The 18101-nt window shown below is 42.1% G+C and carries 18 protein-coding genes and 1 tRNA gene; 3 read left to right on the top strand and 16 right to left on the bottom strand.

What is annotated here, in order from left to right:
- Positions 1-23: 23 nt before the first annotated feature.
- The 5 genes from rplK to rplS all read right to left on the bottom strand — a co-directional run bounded on the left by rplK (position 24) and on the right by rplS (position 2206).
- Entirely contained in the window at positions 24-449 is a 426-nt protein-coding gene (rplK, locus tag ACWATR_RS13130; RefSeq protein ID WP_094331821.1) for a 50S ribosomal protein L11, read from the bottom strand.
- 6 nt (positions 450-455) lie between these two features.
- Positions 456-1097, bottom strand: a complete 642-nt coding sequence (gene nusG / locus ACWATR_RS13125) for a transcription termination/antitermination protein NusG (RefSeq protein ID WP_069071557.1) — start codon at positions 1095-1097, stop codon at positions 456-458.
- Positions 1097-1318, bottom strand: coding sequence for a preprotein translocase subunit SecE (secE, locus tag ACWATR_RS13120; RefSeq protein ID WP_069071556.1), 222 nt, complete (start codon positions 1316-1318; stop codon positions 1097-1099). The genes nusG and secE overlap by 1 nt, the downstream gene beginning before the upstream one ends.
- Before the next feature lie 299 nt (positions 1319-1617).
- Positions 1618-1690, bottom strand: a tRNA-Trp gene (locus tag ACWATR_RS13115).
- 153 nt (positions 1691-1843) lie between these two features.
- Positions 1844-2206: a 50S ribosomal protein L19 gene (gene rplS / locus ACWATR_RS13110; protein WP_069071555.1), complete on the bottom strand. Its 363-nt coding sequence runs from the start codon at positions 2204-2206 to the stop codon at positions 1844-1846.
- A 153-nt stretch (positions 2207-2359) separates the two neighbouring features.
- On the opposite strand from rplS, the gene ACWATR_RS13105 reads away from it, so the two are divergent.
- Positions 2360-3304, top strand: coding sequence for a glycosyltransferase family 2 protein (locus tag ACWATR_RS13105; RefSeq protein ID WP_460332806.1), 945 nt, complete (start codon positions 2360-2362; stop codon positions 3302-3304).
- 419 nt (positions 3305-3723) lie between these two features.
- Entirely contained in the window at positions 3724-4782 is a 1059-nt protein-coding gene (locus ACWATR_RS13100; protein ID WP_460332804.1) for a glycosyltransferase family 4 protein, read from the top strand.
- 65 nt (positions 4783-4847) lie between these two features.
- Here ACWATR_RS13100 and ACWATR_RS13095 read toward each other — a convergent pair whose 3' ends face one another.
- Together ACWATR_RS13095 and ACWATR_RS13090 are read right to left on the bottom strand one after the other, a co-directional pair.
- Complete coding sequence (locus tag ACWATR_RS13095) at positions 4848-5510, bottom strand: hypothetical protein (RefSeq protein WP_460332802.1); 663 nt, start codon at positions 5508-5510, stop codon at positions 4848-4850.
- Positions 5511-6006: 496 nt separating this feature from the next.
- Positions 6007-6834 (bottom strand): ABC transporter permease, encoded by an 828-nt coding sequence (locus ACWATR_RS13090; RefSeq protein ID WP_460332800.1) that lies wholly within the window; start codon positions 6832-6834, stop codon positions 6007-6009.
- A 652-nt stretch (positions 6835-7486) separates the two neighbouring features.
- Here ACWATR_RS13090 and ACWATR_RS13085 point away from each other — a divergent pair.
- A complete protein-coding gene (locus ACWATR_RS13085; RefSeq protein ID WP_323201577.1) occupies positions 7487-8026 on the top strand; it encodes a DUF3172 domain-containing protein in 540 nt (179 codons plus the stop codon).
- A gap of 64 nt (positions 8027-8090) precedes the next feature.
- On the opposite strand, the gene ACWATR_RS13080 is transcribed toward ACWATR_RS13085, so the two are convergent.
- From ACWATR_RS13080 to ACWATR_RS13040, 9 genes are all read right to left on the bottom strand, one after another.
- Entirely contained in the window at positions 8091-8912 is an 822-nt protein-coding gene (locus tag ACWATR_RS13080) for an AMIN domain-containing protein (protein ID WP_460332797.1), read from the bottom strand.
- A 93-nt stretch (positions 8913-9005) separates the two neighbouring features.
- Positions 9006-9515, bottom strand: a complete 510-nt coding sequence (locus tag ACWATR_RS13075; RefSeq protein WP_460332795.1) for a hypothetical protein — start codon at positions 9513-9515, stop codon at positions 9006-9008.
- A gap of 101 nt (positions 9516-9616) precedes the next feature.
- A complete protein-coding gene (locus tag ACWATR_RS13070; RefSeq protein ID WP_460332793.1) occupies positions 9617-11818 on the bottom strand; it encodes a cation:proton antiporter in 2202 nt (733 codons plus the stop codon).
- Between the two features lie 326 nt (positions 11819-12144).
- A complete protein-coding gene (locus ACWATR_RS13065; protein WP_460332791.1) occupies positions 12145-13434 on the bottom strand; it encodes a cation:proton antiporter in 1290 nt (429 codons plus the stop codon).
- 572 nt (positions 13435-14006) lie between these two features.
- Complete coding sequence (locus ACWATR_RS13060) at positions 14007-14441, bottom strand: hypothetical protein (RefSeq protein ID WP_460332789.1); 435 nt, start codon at positions 14439-14441, stop codon at positions 14007-14009.
- Between the two features lie 356 nt (positions 14442-14797).
- Positions 14798-15565, bottom strand: a complete 768-nt coding sequence (locus tag ACWATR_RS13055) for a GDSL-type esterase/lipase family protein (RefSeq protein ID WP_460332787.1) — start codon at positions 15563-15565, stop codon at positions 14798-14800.
- Positions 15566-15636: 71 nt separating this feature from the next.
- Positions 15637-16056, bottom strand: a complete 420-nt coding sequence (locus tag ACWATR_RS13050) for a DUF2358 domain-containing protein (RefSeq protein ID WP_460332785.1) — start codon at positions 16054-16056, stop codon at positions 15637-15639.
- 12 nt (positions 16057-16068) lie between these two features.
- Positions 16069-17223, bottom strand: coding sequence for a glycoside hydrolase family 10 protein (locus tag ACWATR_RS13045; RefSeq protein WP_460332783.1), 1155 nt, complete (start codon positions 17221-17223; stop codon positions 16069-16071).
- A 33-nt stretch (positions 17224-17256) separates the two neighbouring features.
- Positions 17257-18075 (bottom strand): DUF1206 domain-containing protein, encoded by an 819-nt coding sequence (locus ACWATR_RS13040; protein ID WP_460332781.1) that lies wholly within the window; start codon positions 18073-18075, stop codon positions 17257-17259.
- Between the last annotated feature and the right edge of the window lie 26 nt (positions 18076-18101).

Raw genomic sequence — 18101 nt, 5'->3', positions numbered from 1 at the left:
GACCAATGACCAATGACCAATGACTAATCCGTGACTGTTATACCCATATTTTTAGCCGTTCCTGCCACAATCTTCATTGCCGCGTCGATGTCGTTGGCATTGAGGTCGGGGAGTTTGGTTTGGGCTATTTCTTGCAATTGTGCTTTGCTAATTGACCCAACCTTCTTTTTGTTGGGTTCGTTGGAGCCTTTTTCTACTTTCGCCGCCTTCCGAATCAGCACTGATGCTGGTGGCGTCTTGAGTACAAATGTAAAACTCCGGTCTTCAAAAACCGAAATTTCTACAGGTATCACCATTCCAGCTTGGTCTGCTGTTTTGGCGTTGTACTCTTTACAAAACATCATGATGTTGACGCCATGTTGACCCAAGGCGGGGCCCACTGGCGGTGCTGGGTTGGCTTTTCCAGCATTCAAGGCCAGTTTAATGACCGCCACTACTTTCTTCGCCATTTGTATTTAGCTCTGTTTCTCTACCTGATTAAATTCCAATTCAACTGGTGTATCTCTACCAAAAATTGAGAGCAAGGCTTTAAGCTTACTCCGCTCTGGAGAGACTTCAATCACCTCGCCTTCAAAGTCTTTAAATGGACCAGAAAGCACCATTATCTTATCACCAGTAGCCATGTCAATTTTGACAACAGCTTCTTGTTCGCTGGTTTGTTTGAATATACGTTCTACTTCTGAAGAACTCAGTGGTATGGGATGCACGTGACCGCGACCCTTACTACTACCACGTTTTTGTTCTGAACCCACAAAATTAATTACATGGGAGGTGTTTCGTACCACCTGCCAGGTATCATCATCCATCATCATCCGCACCAACACATAACCAGGGAAAACTTTTTCCTCTGTATGCTGGCGACTGCCGTCTTTGCGGATTTTCACCGCTGGCGTCTGCGGAATTTCTACTTGGATAATTTTGTCAGCTACATCAAAAGTTTGAATTCGTTGTTCTAAGTTCGTCTTTACACGTTTTTCACAACCTGAGGCTACTTGCACTGCATACCAGCGTGCTTCTTTTGACGCTGTTTCTGCTGCTTCTGCTGTGTCCTCAGACTGGAAGGTTGAGTTGCGAGGTTCGTCTGTTGCAAAAGTCATCAGAATACCTGTTTGGCTGCCCAAGCAAACAATCCATCGACCAAGTATATCAAAGATGCGGAGAGTGCCACCATTAACAACACAGCGGCGGACTCGCTCACTATCTGTTTCCGACTGGGCCAAACTACTTTTTCAAGTTCTTCTTTGGTTCCCTGTATGAAGTTGCCAAAGCTAAACCCATTTGTGGTTTCTGGCAATTCTGCTTCATTTTTTTTGGCCACGACCGATTATCCCCCGTTTCTTACTCAATTTTGGATTTGGGATTTTAGATTTACCCCATGCTTTAAGGCAAAGGTACTCAACTTCAGATTTTGGGTTGTCCATTTATTTAGATTTTTTGTCAATCCCAAATCTAAAATTTAAAATCTAAAATTTATTTGTCCAGTTTTGCAGTTTCGACTCTATTTCACTTACTGGAAGTAAAACAACTACAAACACAATAAGTTTACCCGAAATTATTATCGCTAACTGCTATATTAACAGTTGCGTAATTATTTCGGGCTTAGTTTTTGCTCTTGAGCGCGCCCTGGAGGACTTGAACCCCCGACATCAGGTTTTGGAGACCTGCGTTCTACCAACTGAACTAAGAGCGCACAAGCTGTTTTTGATTCAGTGATTGCGCTGAACTAAATTTCAGTTTAACGCAATATGAGATTTATATCATACCTTAATTTTGTCGGAAAAACAAGTCAGCGGCAGATGCCGCTTGAGGCTTGAGATTTCTCCCATAATGATTGAAGGACGAATCACAAAGGGCGGTCAAACCGTTGCTTGATTCTGGTTGCCTTACCTACGCGATCGCGGAGATAATAGAGTTTAGCACGGCGTACCTTACCGCGACGTATGACTTTGATGCTGTCAATCCGGGGAGAATGCAGCAAAAATACCCGCTCAACGCCCACGCCTTGAAAAACCTTACGGACTGTAATCGTTTCGTTGATGCCACCATTACGCTTGGCAATTACTACTCCCTCGTAGGGTTGTACGCGATATTTTTCGCCTTCCTTGATTTTCACTCCCACTTTTACAGTGTCGCCCACGTAAATGTCGGGCAGATTCGATTTTATCTGTTCCGCTTCAATGGAGCGGATAATCTCTTGAGCATTCATAGTCTTTCTGTCTGCTTAAAAAAATCTCACGATCATCAATGATAAATCGATAATCCTATTTCAGTCTACTTGTTGGGATTGATAATTTTACTGATACAACGGTCTAAAGATCAAAGCTATATTGCAGAATGCTGTATCACAGGGGTAAAATTTATGAAATTTAGCGTCGTCATCAGTACCTATAATCGCTTGAATCTGCTGCAAAGAGCAATTGACTCGGCTCGGAACCAAACAATCGAGTGCGAGGTGGTTGTTGCCGATGATTGTTCATCTGATGACACCCAAACCTATCTTAAAGGCTTAGGAGACCAGGTTGTTTACCACCGTAATGAAGTGAACCTTGGTCATGCAGCAACAGTAAATGCTGGAGTTGCCAAAGCTAGCGGCGACTGGATTAAGTTTTTAGATGATGACGACTATTTAGCGCCTAACTGCATAGAAGAGATGGCAAAGGCGATCGCACTTCGTCCCGATGCTGTAATCTGCTCTTGTGTCGCGGCTCAGGTGGATGGTAATGAAGTTGAACTCTCTCGCACTCCCCAAGTTGGCCCCGGTTTAGCTTTTTATATCCCCCAAGCCGATATTCACTACGGTATGCTTTTAGAACTTGTACCTTTTGGCACACCTGTACAAGTAGCTTGCCAACGTGATGCTTTCCTGCAAACTGGTGGTTGGGACTCTACACTCGATGCTAACTGTGATGACATCGATTCCTGGATTCGGATTGCTCAGTTTGGCGATGCTATTTTCTTCAACCATTGTCTTGCTTACCGCACTATCTGGCCCGGTGCATATAATCAAAAGTTTTCTTTGTCTCGGCGGTTGGCGACAAATATTTTGATGAAGGAGAAAATTTACGCTTTGGTAAATGAGCAGCATCGCTCAAAGATTCCCGTCTTGCAGGATATAAAAAATTACCTGAAACTCCATTGGATTTTAGTAGCGCTGAAGCAAAAAAATATCAAGAGTTTTCTTTCAATGATCGATCCGTCTATACTTTCTCCTCAGTCTTGGAAGTTTTTACTAACTGCTGCCTCATCACGCCGCTCTCAAGGAAACAATTCTCAGGTTCGCAAACTTGTATTGATTGAGTCGTAGCTGTACTCGATTGATGGCAGGCAATACTTGTCGGTTAAGGGTTAAAGGGGAAGGTGGGGCCCCCTCTGGGGATAAGGGGCGGGGTTAAAGGGAAATTAAAAACCTTTAACCCCGCCCCTTATCCCTTTCCCAAAACCAAACTTTGGGTTCAAAATGCTTAACCGAGTAGTATTGCGATGGCAGGGTATTGGGAAATAGCAGATTCAGTCTTCAGAATTTTGGAGTTTTACCCCGATTTATCAAGCCGTTACTGAATAAGTCTTTAAGCTAAGTAACTAGTTAGAAACGCTTTTAGTCAGTAGTAAGTGGTCATTTTTACGCACTACTGACTAATTTTGAGTTGTCACTGAAGAATTCAATAATTATGTAGATTCACACTCAGTTACTTATCTTTATTTTTTATACACATCTTAAAGATTATGCGAATTATACATATTTTGAACCACGTTCAAGAAATAGGTAACGGTATTGTGAATGTGGCTGTGGATCTGGCTTGTCTACAGGCAAAATTTGGTTATGAGGTAGCGGTTGTTTCTGCTGGTGGTGAATACGAGACTTTACTAGATATTTATGGTGTCAAACACTACCAACTAGACCAAAGCCGGAAACCGATAAGTATGATCAAAGCAGCTATGCGTTACCGAGCGATCGCAGCTGAATTTCAGCCGGATATTGTTCACGCCCACATGATGACGGGAGTGATATTAGCACGTATTTTTAAAGGAAACAAATATGCTTTAATTTCGACAGTACACAACGAATTTCAACGTGCGAGTCTGCTGATGGGTTTAGCTGACAGAGTAATCGCTGTCAGTAAAGCTGTGAAAGATTCTATGTTTAGGCGCGGTATTCCAGAAAACAAGTTGCGGGTGGTATGTAACGGAACTTTGGGCAGTCCCCGCACTCGACAAATACAAGATTATCAACCTCTACCATTACAGCATCCAGCGATCGCGACTGTAGCCGGGATGTATCAACGTAAGGGAATTGCTGAGTTAATCGCCGCCTTTGAACAAATTGCCTCAGATTTTCCCCAAGCGCATCTTTATTTGGTAGGAAATGGCCCTGATAAGCAGCTATTTGAGGCACAGGCACAAGCAACTTCTGTAAAAGAACGCATTCATTTTGAAGGTTTCCAACCAGAACCTCAACGCTATCTGATATCTTGTGACATATTTGTGCTAGCTTCCCATCGTGACCCTTGCCCTCTGGTACTTTCAGAAGCGAGGGAAACTGGCACTGCGATCGTTGGTACTCAGGTAGACGGGATTCCTGAAGCTTTGGATAATGGGCAAGCGGGTCTTTTAGTGCCAGTAAAAGATAGTAATGCTTTGGCTGGGGTCTTAGTGCAATTACTGAGTAATGCCGAGATGCTGGACGAGTGGAAACAACGGGCAAATAAAAACCTAGAGCGTCTTAGTGTTGCCCGCGTCCATCAAGAAACACTGGCAGTGTATGGTGAGTTAATTACAAAATGAGGGCATGGGGAATGGGGCATTGGTGATTGTCAGTTATCACTAGTCCCCAGTCTCCAGTAACAGCTTTAACAGTGTAGCGATCGCTTTAGTTTGAAAGCTACGCCTAAAGCGCCAAAAACGAGTACACCCAAAACATTAGTTGATTCAGGAATGGCGGTGTAAGAAGCACCCACCCGGATCGGCCCATCTCTATCCTCTTGATCTGCTGGTATTGCTGGAATGATTCCACCACCTGGGGTTAAATCGGGTTTGGTAGAAAATAGATTGTAAAATGTGGCTCCGTCTGGGATTACGCCACCACTATAAGTGATCAGGTTGCCTTCGACGGTAACGTTTGCAAAGATATCCTCTAGACCAGGAATACTAGAGAAACCAATCTTTCCATCTCCATCAACATCTCCCCACTCTACCGGCTCATTATTAAATGATGGATTAGAATCGGCATTAGTATAGGACAGCGTTTGTAAGTCAAAAACGAATCTTCCTATATTATTGCCAGTACCATTTATTAAATTGTTAGCTCTATCTGGGACACCATATTCTATTATTTGTCCTGGTAGAATATCTGGCCCAAGGGTTCTTGGTTCTCTCATTTCAAATATGTCTTTATTCACACTCGTCACTATTGGTTCTACAAGGATGACGGCTCTTGCTGGTGTCCAAGACGAAAGACTAATTCCTGCTGCTCCTAGAACAGATAAGGCTATTTTGGTTGCAATTGTAGTCATATTTGTGTCCTTTTCATATTGGTTAAGAGAATGCTATACCGCATGGGTTAAATCAAACAGCAAAAACTCACTTTTCAACTGCTATCTATCTGCTAGATAAATAGTGGTTAATGTATGCTTGCTCACTGAGTTGATATCTACTCATAGGTTGATTTATAAAGCAATTCTTGTAATGCTTTATCACGATAACTAGTAATTTCACGCAATCTTTATAAAAAATATAAATTAGAACTGATGCGTTGACAGATTAGACAATATGTGAATCATAAAATTATCTTGACTCCTAATAAACCGTGGTTCATTGCTGTCTTAACAAGGCGCTAAGTACCAGGCTTGATATGAAATGGTTATAAGATTTCGAGACTATAGCAAACGGCTTTCTGATTTTGAGCAAGAAATTTTAGTTCGTTGTCCCCAATGCGATCGCAGCTAAAGCACAGCTTGTAATGGGGGCTTTAACGAATTACGAATTACGAATTACGAATTACGAATTATTCTAATCTTGTTGGTGAGCGAATTTATAACCACCCCACAAAGAAAGAGCGATCGCAATGACCAGCAAAATCGGTATGCTGTACCAAGGAAACTGGGACAAGGGTAAATGAGCCGCTGCACGCAGTCCGATGCTGGCGTAGGTCAACGGTAACAGGTAAACTACAACCTTGAGGGCAGCTGGTAATGTCGCAGGGTCAAAGAAAGTCGCTCCTAAGAATGACATAGGGATAATTATAAAATTGTTGTAGAGTCCAACTGATTCGAGCGATCGCACACTCAACCCCACAATCACACCTAAACCAGCAAATACCGAACAATTCAGCACTACCAACAGTAGAAATAGTGGGTTGAGAAAATTCCAGTTTCCAGTCAACAGCAGTGCTACCAAAATCACCGAACCGGAAGTCATCAACCCCCGCACGACTCCCGCTAGCATTTTACCTATGTGCAGCGCTAAGGGGTGTATAGGAGTTAACAACAATTCCTCGAAGGTTTTGCTAAATAGTCTGTCTCCACAAATTGAAAATGTCGTTCCACCAAAGCTAATCGTCATCGATGATAGCGCCACCATTCCTGGTAATATAAATTCCAAATAGTTGTCATAATTACCACTAATCCCTGAGCCGGGTTTGATAGAATTACCCAAACCCAAGCCAAAAGCTAAAATATATATCAGTGGAGATATTAATCCTGATGCAGCAACTTGTACAATTCTCACACGTAAATCTAACCAATCTCCCCAAAAAATAGTCAGAGTATCAGCTAGGAAGATTTGAAGTTGCGAAGTTTTGAACCTCTTGCCCGAAAGTAGCGCTCTTTGAGATGTCACGTGCTTTCAATTACTTATCAAAATTTCATTAAGTGTTAATTTACATTGTTTTACACATCAATTACTAGGGGTAACAAAAATATCTCATCCTAAAAATTAAAAAGTAACAACAAAAGCTAGATAATCTCAGCGTTCTGACTGTTTTAATAGTGAAAATTGAGTTAAGCTCATCTGATAATCATCAAAAATGTGCTATAATAATCCATCAATACAAGAAGTAAAAAATTAACTAACAAGTCAAGCAAAACAAAGGTCATAACTAATAACAATTGCTTAACTATCAAATAAATAAAAATACTAACCAATTATTCCAGATAGAAGCAACAAGACATAAATTTGAACTTCTGTCGAGATATTATGTGAAGTCGGCAAGAATAAATTTAGCTATTTTAAAATAATGTAAAATTAATAATATTGGGAGGAAGCCCAAAGAGTGATATTTGGAATCTCCCACTGATTTAAAGTACCGAATACAGTGCTGGGAGGATATCAAGACCACTGAGTTATCTAGATAAATTCATATTTTTCTCAGTTACCGTGAACGTAGCACAGAAAATCACAGACAATTGCATTAAAGACTAGGCATACTGAAAAGAGGGAGCAAACTTTAGACCACTCCCTGCCAAATAGGCGTGAAGGTGATTAAGCAACAATGAGACGTAAACCCACTGGTAGATCGGCTACTACTTCTAAACCCTCTATTTTCCAATCCCCTATGTTTAACCTCTTCACCATCGCAATTATGGGAGGGGTATTGATTTTGGGAATTGGGATTGGCATTGCTTTTAGTTCTACAACCACGTTGGCCCCTTCAAATGTGGCTTCCCGTGAATTCATTGACACCAAAGCACCAAACCCTGAGATTTGTGTGCAGTATGGAGCCAGCGCGATGGTGATGGACGCTAGACTGTTCGTCACTCTCAACCCCTTCAACGTCTATGTTGCCCAACCCAGTATGCGTCCTGGATGCGTAATCCGGCAAAATAACTGGGCGCTTTTAGAGCAACGTAAGCTGGTGACTAACGATCAGGTAAGAGATTGCAAAAATCGCTTGAATACCTTTGGTTTCACAGGTAACTTGGACAGTGATAAACCTGATATTAGGTGTATATATCAGAATGAAGCTGCTCAGAACTTCTTCACGGCTCAACCAGGAGCAGTTGGAACACCTCAAGAAACGGACAGATTTTAGATTTGGGTATGGGGCACAATAATTCCTGCTTGTTCCCCTTGTCCCCCTCATCTCCCACTGCTTCCTATCTATTTTTAGGAAGGGGTTGACCAAACTCGATCACCTGGACATCGGGAACATTAGGGACTGTAGGAACTGGAAATTCCGACATACCGAAAGGAGGAATGCTATTCAAATTACCGGGTTGATTTGGGAAAGAAGGAGGAGGAAGAATCAAACCAGGTTGTTGAGAGGATGTATTCGGAGTTAGGGGAGGTACAGTTACAAAAGGCTGTCCTAAGTTATTCGTAATTGTTGAGGGCAGTTCATTGGATGGAGGTGGTACTGTCAGTAAGGGTGGTTGTGCGTTAGTAGTAGTTATGGGTAGGTTAGTAGGCGGTTGAAGTGGTTTCTTGGGTGAAGGTGGGGAGTTTGCTGGTTTGACTACAGCAGTTTTACCAGAAATAACCGGACGTAATACCCAGCGAGTGGAGTTTTTTGGGGAAACGGGTTGCAGTTTTACTTGTTTGGGATTAAAAGCTGTGCCCGATGCTAAATCTAGGACAATGCGCGTGTCGTTCTCATTCAATTGAGAAACACGAATGCTTTTGATTGATCCAGAATAATTTTGTTGCGTGGTAACGTTACCCAACTTAGTATTTGGTAAATCTACAACAAGGCGAGGAGGTTGGGCTAGGTAGAAATAACGGGGAGTTGTGCCTGCTGAGAGGGTGATTTCGAGTTGCTGTGTTTTGGTAGAAAAACGCCATTTATTTAGCTTTGCCACTGGTATAGCAGCAGTAGTGAAAGTTTCGAGGGCGATCGCTGCACAAAAGCCTAATAGACTGATGCTAAATAGCTGCTTGCGCCATTGGCAAAATTGCCTCGTCTTTAGTCCCTGATCCATTCTTTTTATTTGCTCTATAAAACCCATACAATGCGCTCACATTGCTGTTTACTTCGCGCTTACGATTACTATCCCCAGCCCCCATTCTCCAGTTCAATGGCTGTTTAACTTATGAGATTTTTCCTCAGCTTTTTGGGGCATAGCGGTAAATGTCAGAGTTTGGGGGATGCCATTTATGGTTAATTGACCTGTCATGCTACCTTTTTCCACAAGTTGCATTTGAATTGCGACTGAGTTTAGAGGATCATTTTGGGGGCGAGGAATATTACAAAGGATTGATCTACCAACTTTCCCAGATAAATTTAACTGTTGATTTCTAAAGATGCCTGCCAGAGAGTACTTTTCGTCAGTATCGGCGTTAGCGTTTGCCGGTAATACAGAGGCATTTAAGTAAATACCCGACTGTTGAATGTTTAACGTTAGGGTATCCGATTTTTCACAGTTCGGCAAATTTTCAGCCAGCATTAGACGATATCTGCCGTTAACTGGAGGAGGAGCCTTAAGATTTTTTTCCCCATAAACGCTGACAGTTTTAAACAACAGTAGCACTGAACTTATTGCTACTCCGTAAAAAGCTAAAGATTTGAAGTTGAAATGATTCATGTGTTGAACTGGGGAATGGGGAAGAAGCAGGGGAGCAGGGAGCAAGGGAGAAGAGTTTTCCCCTCTGACTCTTTTCAAGCCCTCTCATTGTGCCGACTGGGTTACCACAGCGCTGGCTCCTCTTGATTACTAATTTCAGGAAGCATGGAAGTTAGATGAGCGGTGACTTGACTGTAGCGGCGGGTAATTAGCAGAGAGGAACGGCATTGGATGGCTAGTTGATCTGTATATCTTCCCAAGGTTTGACGCTCGATACCCCAAGTGCGGCTGGTGCCAGCAATTGTCAGGTCTACACTTTTTGAGGCTTCGATTAAGGCTTGGATTGGCTCTGGGGACTGGACAATTTTGATTTCAATGCGATCGCGTACACTTTTCGGTAATTGCTCGATCATCGTGTCGAGTTCGTAACTCAATTTATCTTTGAGACGATTTTCGGGTAAAACGTGTAAAATCTGCAACATACAAGTTTCATGATTGATTAGCAGTCTGAGCGCCAGTATCAGTGCCAAATCATCATGGATATTGGCAGAATAAGGGACTAACAAACTTTCTAAGCGATCGCTTCCCCGGTCTACAAATACTGCCACATCAACTGGTGCAGTGGTGAGAATTTGACCGACTTTTCCACCTAAGCGATTGCTACTAAAAGCTGGACGATGCCATCCCACGAGAATTAAATCAACTTGGTCTAGTGCGGCAATCTGTGCTGTTTCCCGTGCGACATTGCTAGATGTGCGAACGATGGGATGCACATAAGAGCGTGTTTCTAGCGGTTCGAGAGTATTTATCAATTCATCTAGTTGTTGGCGACGCTGGGCGATTAATCGGTCTGCTTCATCTGGTGTACTTTCAAAGGCATAATCTTCTTCAAATTCAATCAGGCTAAGAGGGTTAACAATGGCGGGATGTCGGTAGTTGAGAGCGATGCTGACTGCCAACTGTACCAGCCCTTTTTGGGTACTCGGATTAGCTACTGGCACTAAAATTCGGTAGGGATGAAGATAACTTACACTTCCAGCAGTGACATCTGTATCTATATCGTCTGTTTCTGCTTCCAACTCCGGTTCCATGACATCTAACCTGATCAGCTTCTTCGGGTATGTCCATTCCAGCAGTGGCGAGGTCATGAATGTAGTTACCAATGCCATAATTACCAGCATGGTAAATATTAAGGGGGAAATGACCCCTAACTCTAGACCAATGTTTAGCACTATCAGTTCGGTTAAACCGCGAGTATTCATTAACCAACCGAGTGCCGAGGCTTCCCGTTTATTAATGCCGCTGACACGAGCCGCTATATAAGTGCCAAAATATTTGCCTGCGATCGCCACTCCTAAAACCAACGCACACAACAGCCACAATTTTGGACGGTTGAGCAAGCCAATATCCGTCCGTAAGCCACTGTAGGCAAAAAATATTGGCAGTAGGAATATCAGGACAAAATCTTCGGTTTTTACTGCCAATTCCCGCACTAAATCTTCATTTTTGGGCATGGCTGCTCCCAGTAAAAATGCCCCAAAAATTAAGTGAATACCAATTAGTTCGGTGATTAGTGCAGACGCAACCACGCCCATATAAATCCCAGCTATCAGTAATTGGCTGAGGCGTCCCGCACGGAGGTAATATTTGGCAAGTCCTTGGAGAAACCAACGTCCCAGCGTCAACATCAAGCCGATGTAAACTATGCTGGCGATAATTGTGGGTATGGCATCAGTAAAGTCACCAGTCCGAGCAACTGCGATCGCTACTGCCAAGAGACACCAAGCTGTCACATCATCCACCGCTGCACAACTTAACGCCAACGTTCCTAAACGCGTTCCTTGTAAATTGTTTTCAGTAATGATTCGCGCCAACACTGGAAAGGCAGTAATTGACATTACCGCCCCCAAAAACAAAGCAAAGGCAGTGAAGGATACGCTTGCATTAGAAACTAGGGGATAAAGTATCACCGCTAGCAGCGTTCCTAGAGAAAACGGCACCAAAATGCTCACATGAGAAGTTAAAACAGCTACTTTTAGCTGACTATTGAGGTATTTAGGATTTAGTTCTAACCCAATCAGAAACATGAAAAATATTAGTCCCACCTGAGACAAAACATTTAGAAAAGGAAAAGTTTCTGGTGGAAACAAGGTAACTGCTACATGGGGAGCAACTAAACCAAATAAAGATGGGCCGAGCATAATTCCGGCGACAATCTCACCAATTACCAGCGGTTGCTTAATGGAACGAAATGCTAATCCTACTAGCCTTGAAAGTCCAATAACAATCAGCACCTCAACCAGAACTAGAATAACTATGTGCATGGTTTCCTCACAATTAACTATCTGGTTTCTCGAAGATGATTCTTTAAAAAACTGGAAAATGTCAAGTTCGTTAGATCAAACCAAGAGTAATTTGTGCTTTGTTATTATGTCAATTGCTGTTACGATGCAGGAGCAGCCGTGAAACAAGAATTATGATGATTTTTGCAGCTAAATCTCTAATTATCGGTCTTAAAAAAATTAAGTAATAGTTAGTCAGCTTGTAGTAGCGCTTAAACGCAACTACAAACAAAATAGCGGTTATAATGAAGGTGAAAGCAGATAATTTTACCCAAATAGTAGGTAATTAATTTTATATTTAAATCTGCTTAAGCGGAAGATTTATCGTAGCTTGTATTATGTAACAAAAACGCAACGAGTGGTGATGCCATGAGGGTAGTAATGACTGCCATAATCACCATAATCGTAAATAAAGTGGGGGTAATTATCCCTTGCTCCAGACCAATATTGAGGATGATTAACTCCATCAAACCACGAGCATTCATCAGAGCGCCGATAGTTGCTGATTCCCGCCAATTTTCCCCCGCCAATTTTGCAGCCAACATGCAAGCAATACCTTTACCGAGAATTGCGATCGCAATAATTAAGAACGTAATTCCCCACAAAGTCGGTGTATTTACCAGTCCAATTTGAGTGTTCAATCCAGAGAAGACAAAAAATATCGGTAACAGAAAAGAAGTAGTTATAAACTCTGTATATTGGCGAATTTGTTGGGCAAATTCTCCGCGTGGTGTCACTGCTCCCAGCACAAAAGCACCAAATATTGCATAGATGCCTGTGACATCGGTAAACCACGCACAAAACATCAAAATTATCAACATCAAGGTCAAGGTTTGTCTGTTCACACCTGCATCACGTTTTGTCATGCGTGTGAATGCTCTCAGTAGAGGTTGTCCGACAAAAATTGCAAATAGCACGTAGCAAATGCCACCACCAATTGCTAATATAGCAATGCTTAGAGAATTTTTCACGCTAGCAAGGACGATCGCTAGCAAACACCAAGCAACTGCATCATCTACTGATGCTGCACCTAAAGCCAAAGTCCCAAAGCGGGTTTGTGCAAGTCCGCGTTCATAAAGAATGCGAGCTAACATCGGAAAAGCCGTAATTGTCATTGACGCACCTAGATACAATGCGGCTGACCAAGGCGTGACTTTTGGTTGAAAGAAATTACCATTGTGATAAAACCAAAAAGATGCGATCGCTCCTAAAATAAAAGGAGTGATAATTCCGGCAGCAGATAGCAAACTTGCACTTTTGATATGATGTTTTAAGAGTTTGGTGTTGAACTCTAAACCAATCAAAAACATATAAATTGCCAACCCAATTTGGCTGATAGCATATAAAATCGACATTGATGGATTGGGTATCTTGTCTCCTAAAGCTGTGATGATTGGAAGCTTAGGAAACAGCCATTGCTGAAAATCTGGTGCAAACAATCCTAAAAGAGATGGCCCTAGCATTACACCTGCAATCATTTCGCAAACAACATCGGTTTGACCAAGATAGCGGCGTCCTAAAATCGTGACAATGCGACAAGTGACTAAAATAACAGTGAGTTGCAGAAATAGCTGAATAACCAGATCAAAATTTGACATTGCATTTCCTTAATTTGCGTCTCTGCAATAAAAGGGACTGGGGATTAGGGATTGGGGACTGGGTGTAAAATCGAAAAATTATGGTGGTTGCTCATTACCCACCCAATACTTTTCGGTTAAGGGGGAAAGGGGAAAGGGAAAGGTTTGAATTCACCTTTCTCCCTTACCCTTTAACCTTTTCCCAGACCAAAAGAGAGATTGTTAGGCTTATCCGAAAAGTATTGATTACCCACCACCAAATTTTAAAAAACAATTCCTGGTTCGCTAACGCTGTGACCAGTTAATTTGATGAGATACAAGAGGCAATGCATTGCTTCGGTTTTCAAAGTTGTAGCAACTGCCATGTTGTTCTATAAGAACGCACACAACTGTACATCAATACAACATATTGCATCCAAACTAAAACCGCCATATATGATTTTTTATGATTTATTAAATTGCGATTTATAAAGTTTTCCATCTATTTGAACCACAATCTGCTGTAGAGATATATATGTGCGTCTCTACACTATGGTTTAATTACCTGAAATTGCTGTAATTTATGATTAAATTAGTTTCGAGTATCTAATGTATTACAACCATTCTCCACCCCGGAAACGCCAACGGGGGAAGATAATTCGCATTAGGCTTTGAGAAGTAATAAACACTGCTAACCACACGATGCTATAGTGCAGTAAAAAAGCTCCTGGCGGCAGTTCCTCTTTTGGTAAAGGTATTGGTAAAAAGCCAAACAGCTTGACTCCACAAAATACAAATACCAATTCCCATATACCAGCTAAGAGTTGATAAACTGCGGGCCAATCTCTATCCCAGCGTGATTTTTGTAGATAGTCATAAAGTACATCCCAACCTATTCCAAAGATGGCGACATAAGCAAGTATCCAAAAATAAACCGAGTTAGCACCAGGGCCAATCCAACCCATTACAAAAGGCAAAGATACGAGTACACCTAAAGTTGCAAGTAATAATAATCGAGTTTGCCAGCGACCAAATAAAGTTGGTGTCATAGGAGTGCTGAGTGCTGAGTTGGGAGTTAGGAGTTAGGAGTTGGGAGTTGGGAGTAATAAAGAAGAGATAAGTTGGAGTTTTTATAAATGGATGTTAGATTGGCTTTCATTAAAAATTTAGGAAGATTGTGGTGCTTTTGCCATGATGGCAAATATAGATTTCTTGCATAAGTCGGGAAAAGGGGAAGGTGGGGCCCCCTCTGGGGATAAGGGGCGGGGGGAAGGGGAAAAAGTTCTGTATTGCCCCCTTCCCCTTTAACCTTTACCCTTTTCCCCCTCTTGCAAAAAGCACTTTTGCAAGAAGTCTTATGAGAATCTTTACTAGCCTCAAAGCACCAACACATCTATATTAATTATTAGGATGGTTTAAGGCGATAATCAAATTGAGAATGGTGAATTGCGTTGGCAAAACCGACTTTTCGCGTAGCGTCTCGTAGAGAAGGTATGGCATCCCAATTGATTACATCCTCTAACAAAGCTTGATAACCTATTGTATTGGGATGAAGTCCATCTTCACTCAAGCGTTTGAGCCGCCAAGTTTCACCGCGTTCCATCCATTGCTCAAAAATATCTAAATAGGGAATCTGCCGTTTTGTGCAAGCAATTCGAGTTGCTTCTTTGTAGCGGTACTGGTCGGCATGATTATAGTAAAAACAATCTAAAAATGGCATCTTGGCTTCATTCACTGGCACCATGCCCACAAATAACACAGGACAGAGTTGCTGTGCTAAATCTAGCAGAGAAGCAATTTCTTTTTCAAACAATGTAAAGTCTGTGTAACTTCGACCATCGGGACGCGCCAACCGTGCTGAATCATTCACGCCTACTGATAAAATAATCAAGTCGGGAACACGATTTCGCAGTTCACCCCGGTGGCGAAATTCAACTTCTAACCTTTGTGCTACTTGTTGTGTGCGATCGCCTCTTACCCCTAAATTATAAAGAATATGACCGTCACTATCCGGCAACATCCACCACCGCCTTAGTTGCTCAATCCAGCCTCCTTTTTCCGGATCACCGAATCCATAAATTAAGCTGTCCCCCAGTGCGACAATCTTCATAGGCTGCAAGTGATTTGGTGGTGCGGACAGCTGCATTGAGGAAGAAGCTAGAAATGTGTGCATTTAACAACTATATTTTATATTTTTACAAGTTTCTATACATTTCTATACCATAAATGGCTATCCTATAGGTTTTATCCCCTTTGCAAAAACTGCCGTAAAATCTCCCCTGGTTTTCTATCCCAAGTGTCTACATGCTCATATATCAAATTGTCTTGGTTGAATTTATACGTTGAGTACCCATTAAAAAGCAAACCAGCTTTCCAAGGAACCCGCAACACTCCCCGCACTGTCCACTTTGCTAAAATCGTGTCTTCGGCTGACTGATAAACCTCATGGACATCAAAGTAAATTTGGGTAAAAAATAGCCGAGCGTGAAATCGCAAAGTCCAAAATATAATCCGATAGTTAAATTTGTATTTGAATGTATTCACCGGATCTTTAAAATAGATATCCTGTGTATAAATTTGATATGAAATATCTTTTTCAAAAAGTGTCGGTAAATCCTCTTTTAAAGTTTTAATTACATGTTCCACCGAAAATTGAGATTCCACGCGCCTTTTCCCTTAAAAAATCTTTTTTAACACCCTTTGCAACCCTGGCCAAATAGAAGATGTCTTCTTGTGACTCACACCACCCGCACTCAAATCTGACAGAGTGGGAAATGATGCAGATTTAGCATAAGGCCCATTTCGCAAAACTTTAGCTAGGGTATTATTATTTTCGCGCAAACCCTCGTAAAAAAAGAATACCTCTCCTTGAATGCCAAGTTGGCGATTGTATTCAATTGCCTGCACCAGATATTCTGGACTAATGCAGTAAGAGCCAAGCTTCATCAATATTCCCGGTGCTAACTTCGGCAGTGTCGCATCTGTGAACTGCTGGTTTACTAGTTTATCAGCGATCGCAGAATAACTTCTAAAATCACGACGATAAATCTGCGGCTGAATCATATCAACTATTCCCCGCTTCAGCCATGCGGGCGAGTCTTGCAGATATTCCTGGAATGCCCAATCATAGATATTAGGTGCGATCGCTACTAGCAAGTTAGGATTCACCGCTTTCACTTCCTGGTAGAGACGCGCCAAGAAGTTAGTCAGAATATCTGCACGCCACTGTAACCATTGTCTATCCTTGGAATTTTGTGGCGGATTGCAATTAAATTGTTGGCGATAGCGGGTGACAGTTCCCTCATCATAGCCACCTTCAGAGGGGAATGCAGGAAAGCGATCGTCACCTTGAACACCATCGACATCGTAATTATTCGTAACTTCTAGCACCAAGTTCAATAAAAATTCCTGCACCTGTGAGTCAAGTGCATTCAACCACTCAAAGCCATTTTTCTTCAGTAAGTTACCATTACAATCACGCGCAGACCATTCCGGTTTTTTCTGTAAAAGTAAACCACCATTCAAATTGTAAGAACTGGCAAAGCCGTATTCAAACCAAGGAATAACTTTCAACCCAACTCGCCGCGCCTCAATCACTACCTCTTCTAAAGGGTCACGACCTACAGATAGAGGGTCAATTTCGACTCCAAAAGTCTGCCGCATTGTTTTACTAGGATACAAAGTTACTGCCTTGTTCCAAACAACGGGAAACACCACATTAAATCCTGTCTCAGCCAGGAAGTCCATCGCCTCGGCAATGCGTTCCTTTGACCTGAGAACTTTACTATCAGTAGTGGTTAGCCAGATACCACGAGTCTCGATTATTGCCATTTCTATAAATTGAAATTTTCGACACTGCACCATCTAAACATTGACTAGCCGACGATACCGCGCCTGTATTATTGTGTAAATTCCATAGGCAACCAAACCTAACGCCACAATACCCAAAAGCCATGCTCCATTCGGCTGTTGCGCTAGCGTCTGTAATACTTCATCCAAACCTTCGGCGGTAGCAGCGTTCGACTGTCTTGCGGCTTCAATTAAAAACCAACCGATAATACAAAATACTATACCCCGTGCCGCTAAACCAAATCTGGAAATCCTCATTACCCATTGGGCTTCTTTATTGCTTAACTCAGTTAAATTCAGTTCTTTACGAAATTTGGCGCTAAAAACTTGATAAAACTGATAAAAACCTAGAGCAATTATCAATACCCCCACAGTTCCAACTAACCATTGACCAAAGGGTTGAGAAAGCAAACGTGCTGTCCAATCTTCAGTAGAATCACTACTATTTTTGGCTCTGCCTGTACCCATAACGATTTGCACAGCACTTAAGGCTAAACTTGCATAAATCAAGCCATTAACTGCGTAACCAATTCGCACTGCCAAACCTTTGGCATCATTACCTTTATTTTCTGGGTCTTTAATTGCCTGTACAAAACGCCAGATTACGTATCCAATCAAGCCGATTGCAACTAAAGCCAGCAAAAATTTACCAAATGGCTGGTTGACGATTGTTTGGAGAGCGCCTTGAGTATCAGTTGTCTTACCACCCGTGCCAAAAGCCACCTGTGCTGCCAGTAGTCCAACTATACCGTAAACTACTCCCTTGGAAACATAGCCAAATCGTCCCAGCCGCTCAACCCACAATGAAGCATGGTTTGTCAACTGTTGTGTCATGGTAGTTCGGGAGAATTATAATATCT

It is taken from the genome of Nostoc sp. UIC 10890 (assembly GCF_054786515.1).
The sequence above is the reverse complement of the archived record's forward strand: the minus strand, read 5'-3'. Positions and strand labels throughout refer to the sequence as shown.

Bases quoted from the DNA above. Each gene is read 5' to 3' on its own strand.
- ACWATR_RS13075 (WP_460332795.1), bottom strand. From the start codon at position 9,515: ATGAATCATTTCAACTTCAAATCTTTAGCTTTTTACGGAGTAGCAATA.
- ACWATR_RS13070 (WP_460332793.1), bottom strand. From the start codon at position 11,818: ATGCACATAGTTATTCTAGTTCTGGTTGAGGTGCTGATTGTTATTGGA.
- ACWATR_RS13055 (WP_460332787.1), bottom strand. From the start codon at position 15,565: ATGCACACATTTCTAGCTTCTTCCTCAATGCAGCTGTCCGCACCACCA.
- nusG (WP_069071557.1), bottom strand. From the start codon at position 1,097: ATGACTTTTGCAACAGACGAACCTCGCAACTCAACCTTCCAGTCTGAG.
- ACWATR_RS13065 (WP_460332791.1), bottom strand. From the start codon at position 13,434: ATGTCAAATTTTGATCTGGTTATTCAGCTATTTCTGCAACTCACTGTT.
- ACWATR_RS13040 (WP_460332781.1), bottom strand. From the start codon at position 18,075: ATGACACAACAGTTGACAAACCATGCTTCATTGTGGGTTGAGCGGCTG.
- ACWATR_RS13045 (WP_460332783.1), bottom strand. From the start codon at position 17,223: ATGGCAATAATCGAGACTCGTGGTATCTGGCTAACCACTACTGATAGT.
- rplK (WP_094331821.1), bottom strand. From the start codon at position 449: ATGGCGAAGAAAGTAGTGGCGGTCATTAAACTGGCCTTGAATGCTGGA.
- rplS (WP_069071555.1), bottom strand. From the start codon at position 2,206: ATGAATGCTCAAGAGATTATCCGCTCCATTGAAGCGGAACAGATAAAA.
- ACWATR_RS13095 (WP_460332802.1), bottom strand. From the start codon at position 5,510: ATGACTACAATTGCAACCAAAATAGCCTTATCTGTTCTAGGAGCAGCA.
- ACWATR_RS13080 (WP_460332797.1), bottom strand. From the start codon at position 8,912: ATGGATCAGGGACTAAAGACGAGGCAATTTTGCCAATGGCGCAAGCAG.
- ACWATR_RS13085 (WP_323201577.1), top strand. From the start codon at position 7,487: ATGAGACGTAAACCCACTGGTAGATCGGCTACTACTTCTAAACCCTCT.
- ACWATR_RS13060 (WP_460332789.1), bottom strand. From the start codon at position 14,441: ATGACACCAACTTTATTTGGTCGCTGGCAAACTCGATTATTATTACTT.
- ACWATR_RS13100 (WP_460332804.1), top strand. From the start codon at position 3,724: ATGCGAATTATACATATTTTGAACCACGTTCAAGAAATAGGTAACGGT.
- ACWATR_RS13105 (WP_460332806.1), top strand. From the start codon at position 2,360: ATGAAATTTAGCGTCGTCATCAGTACCTATAATCGCTTGAATCTGCTG.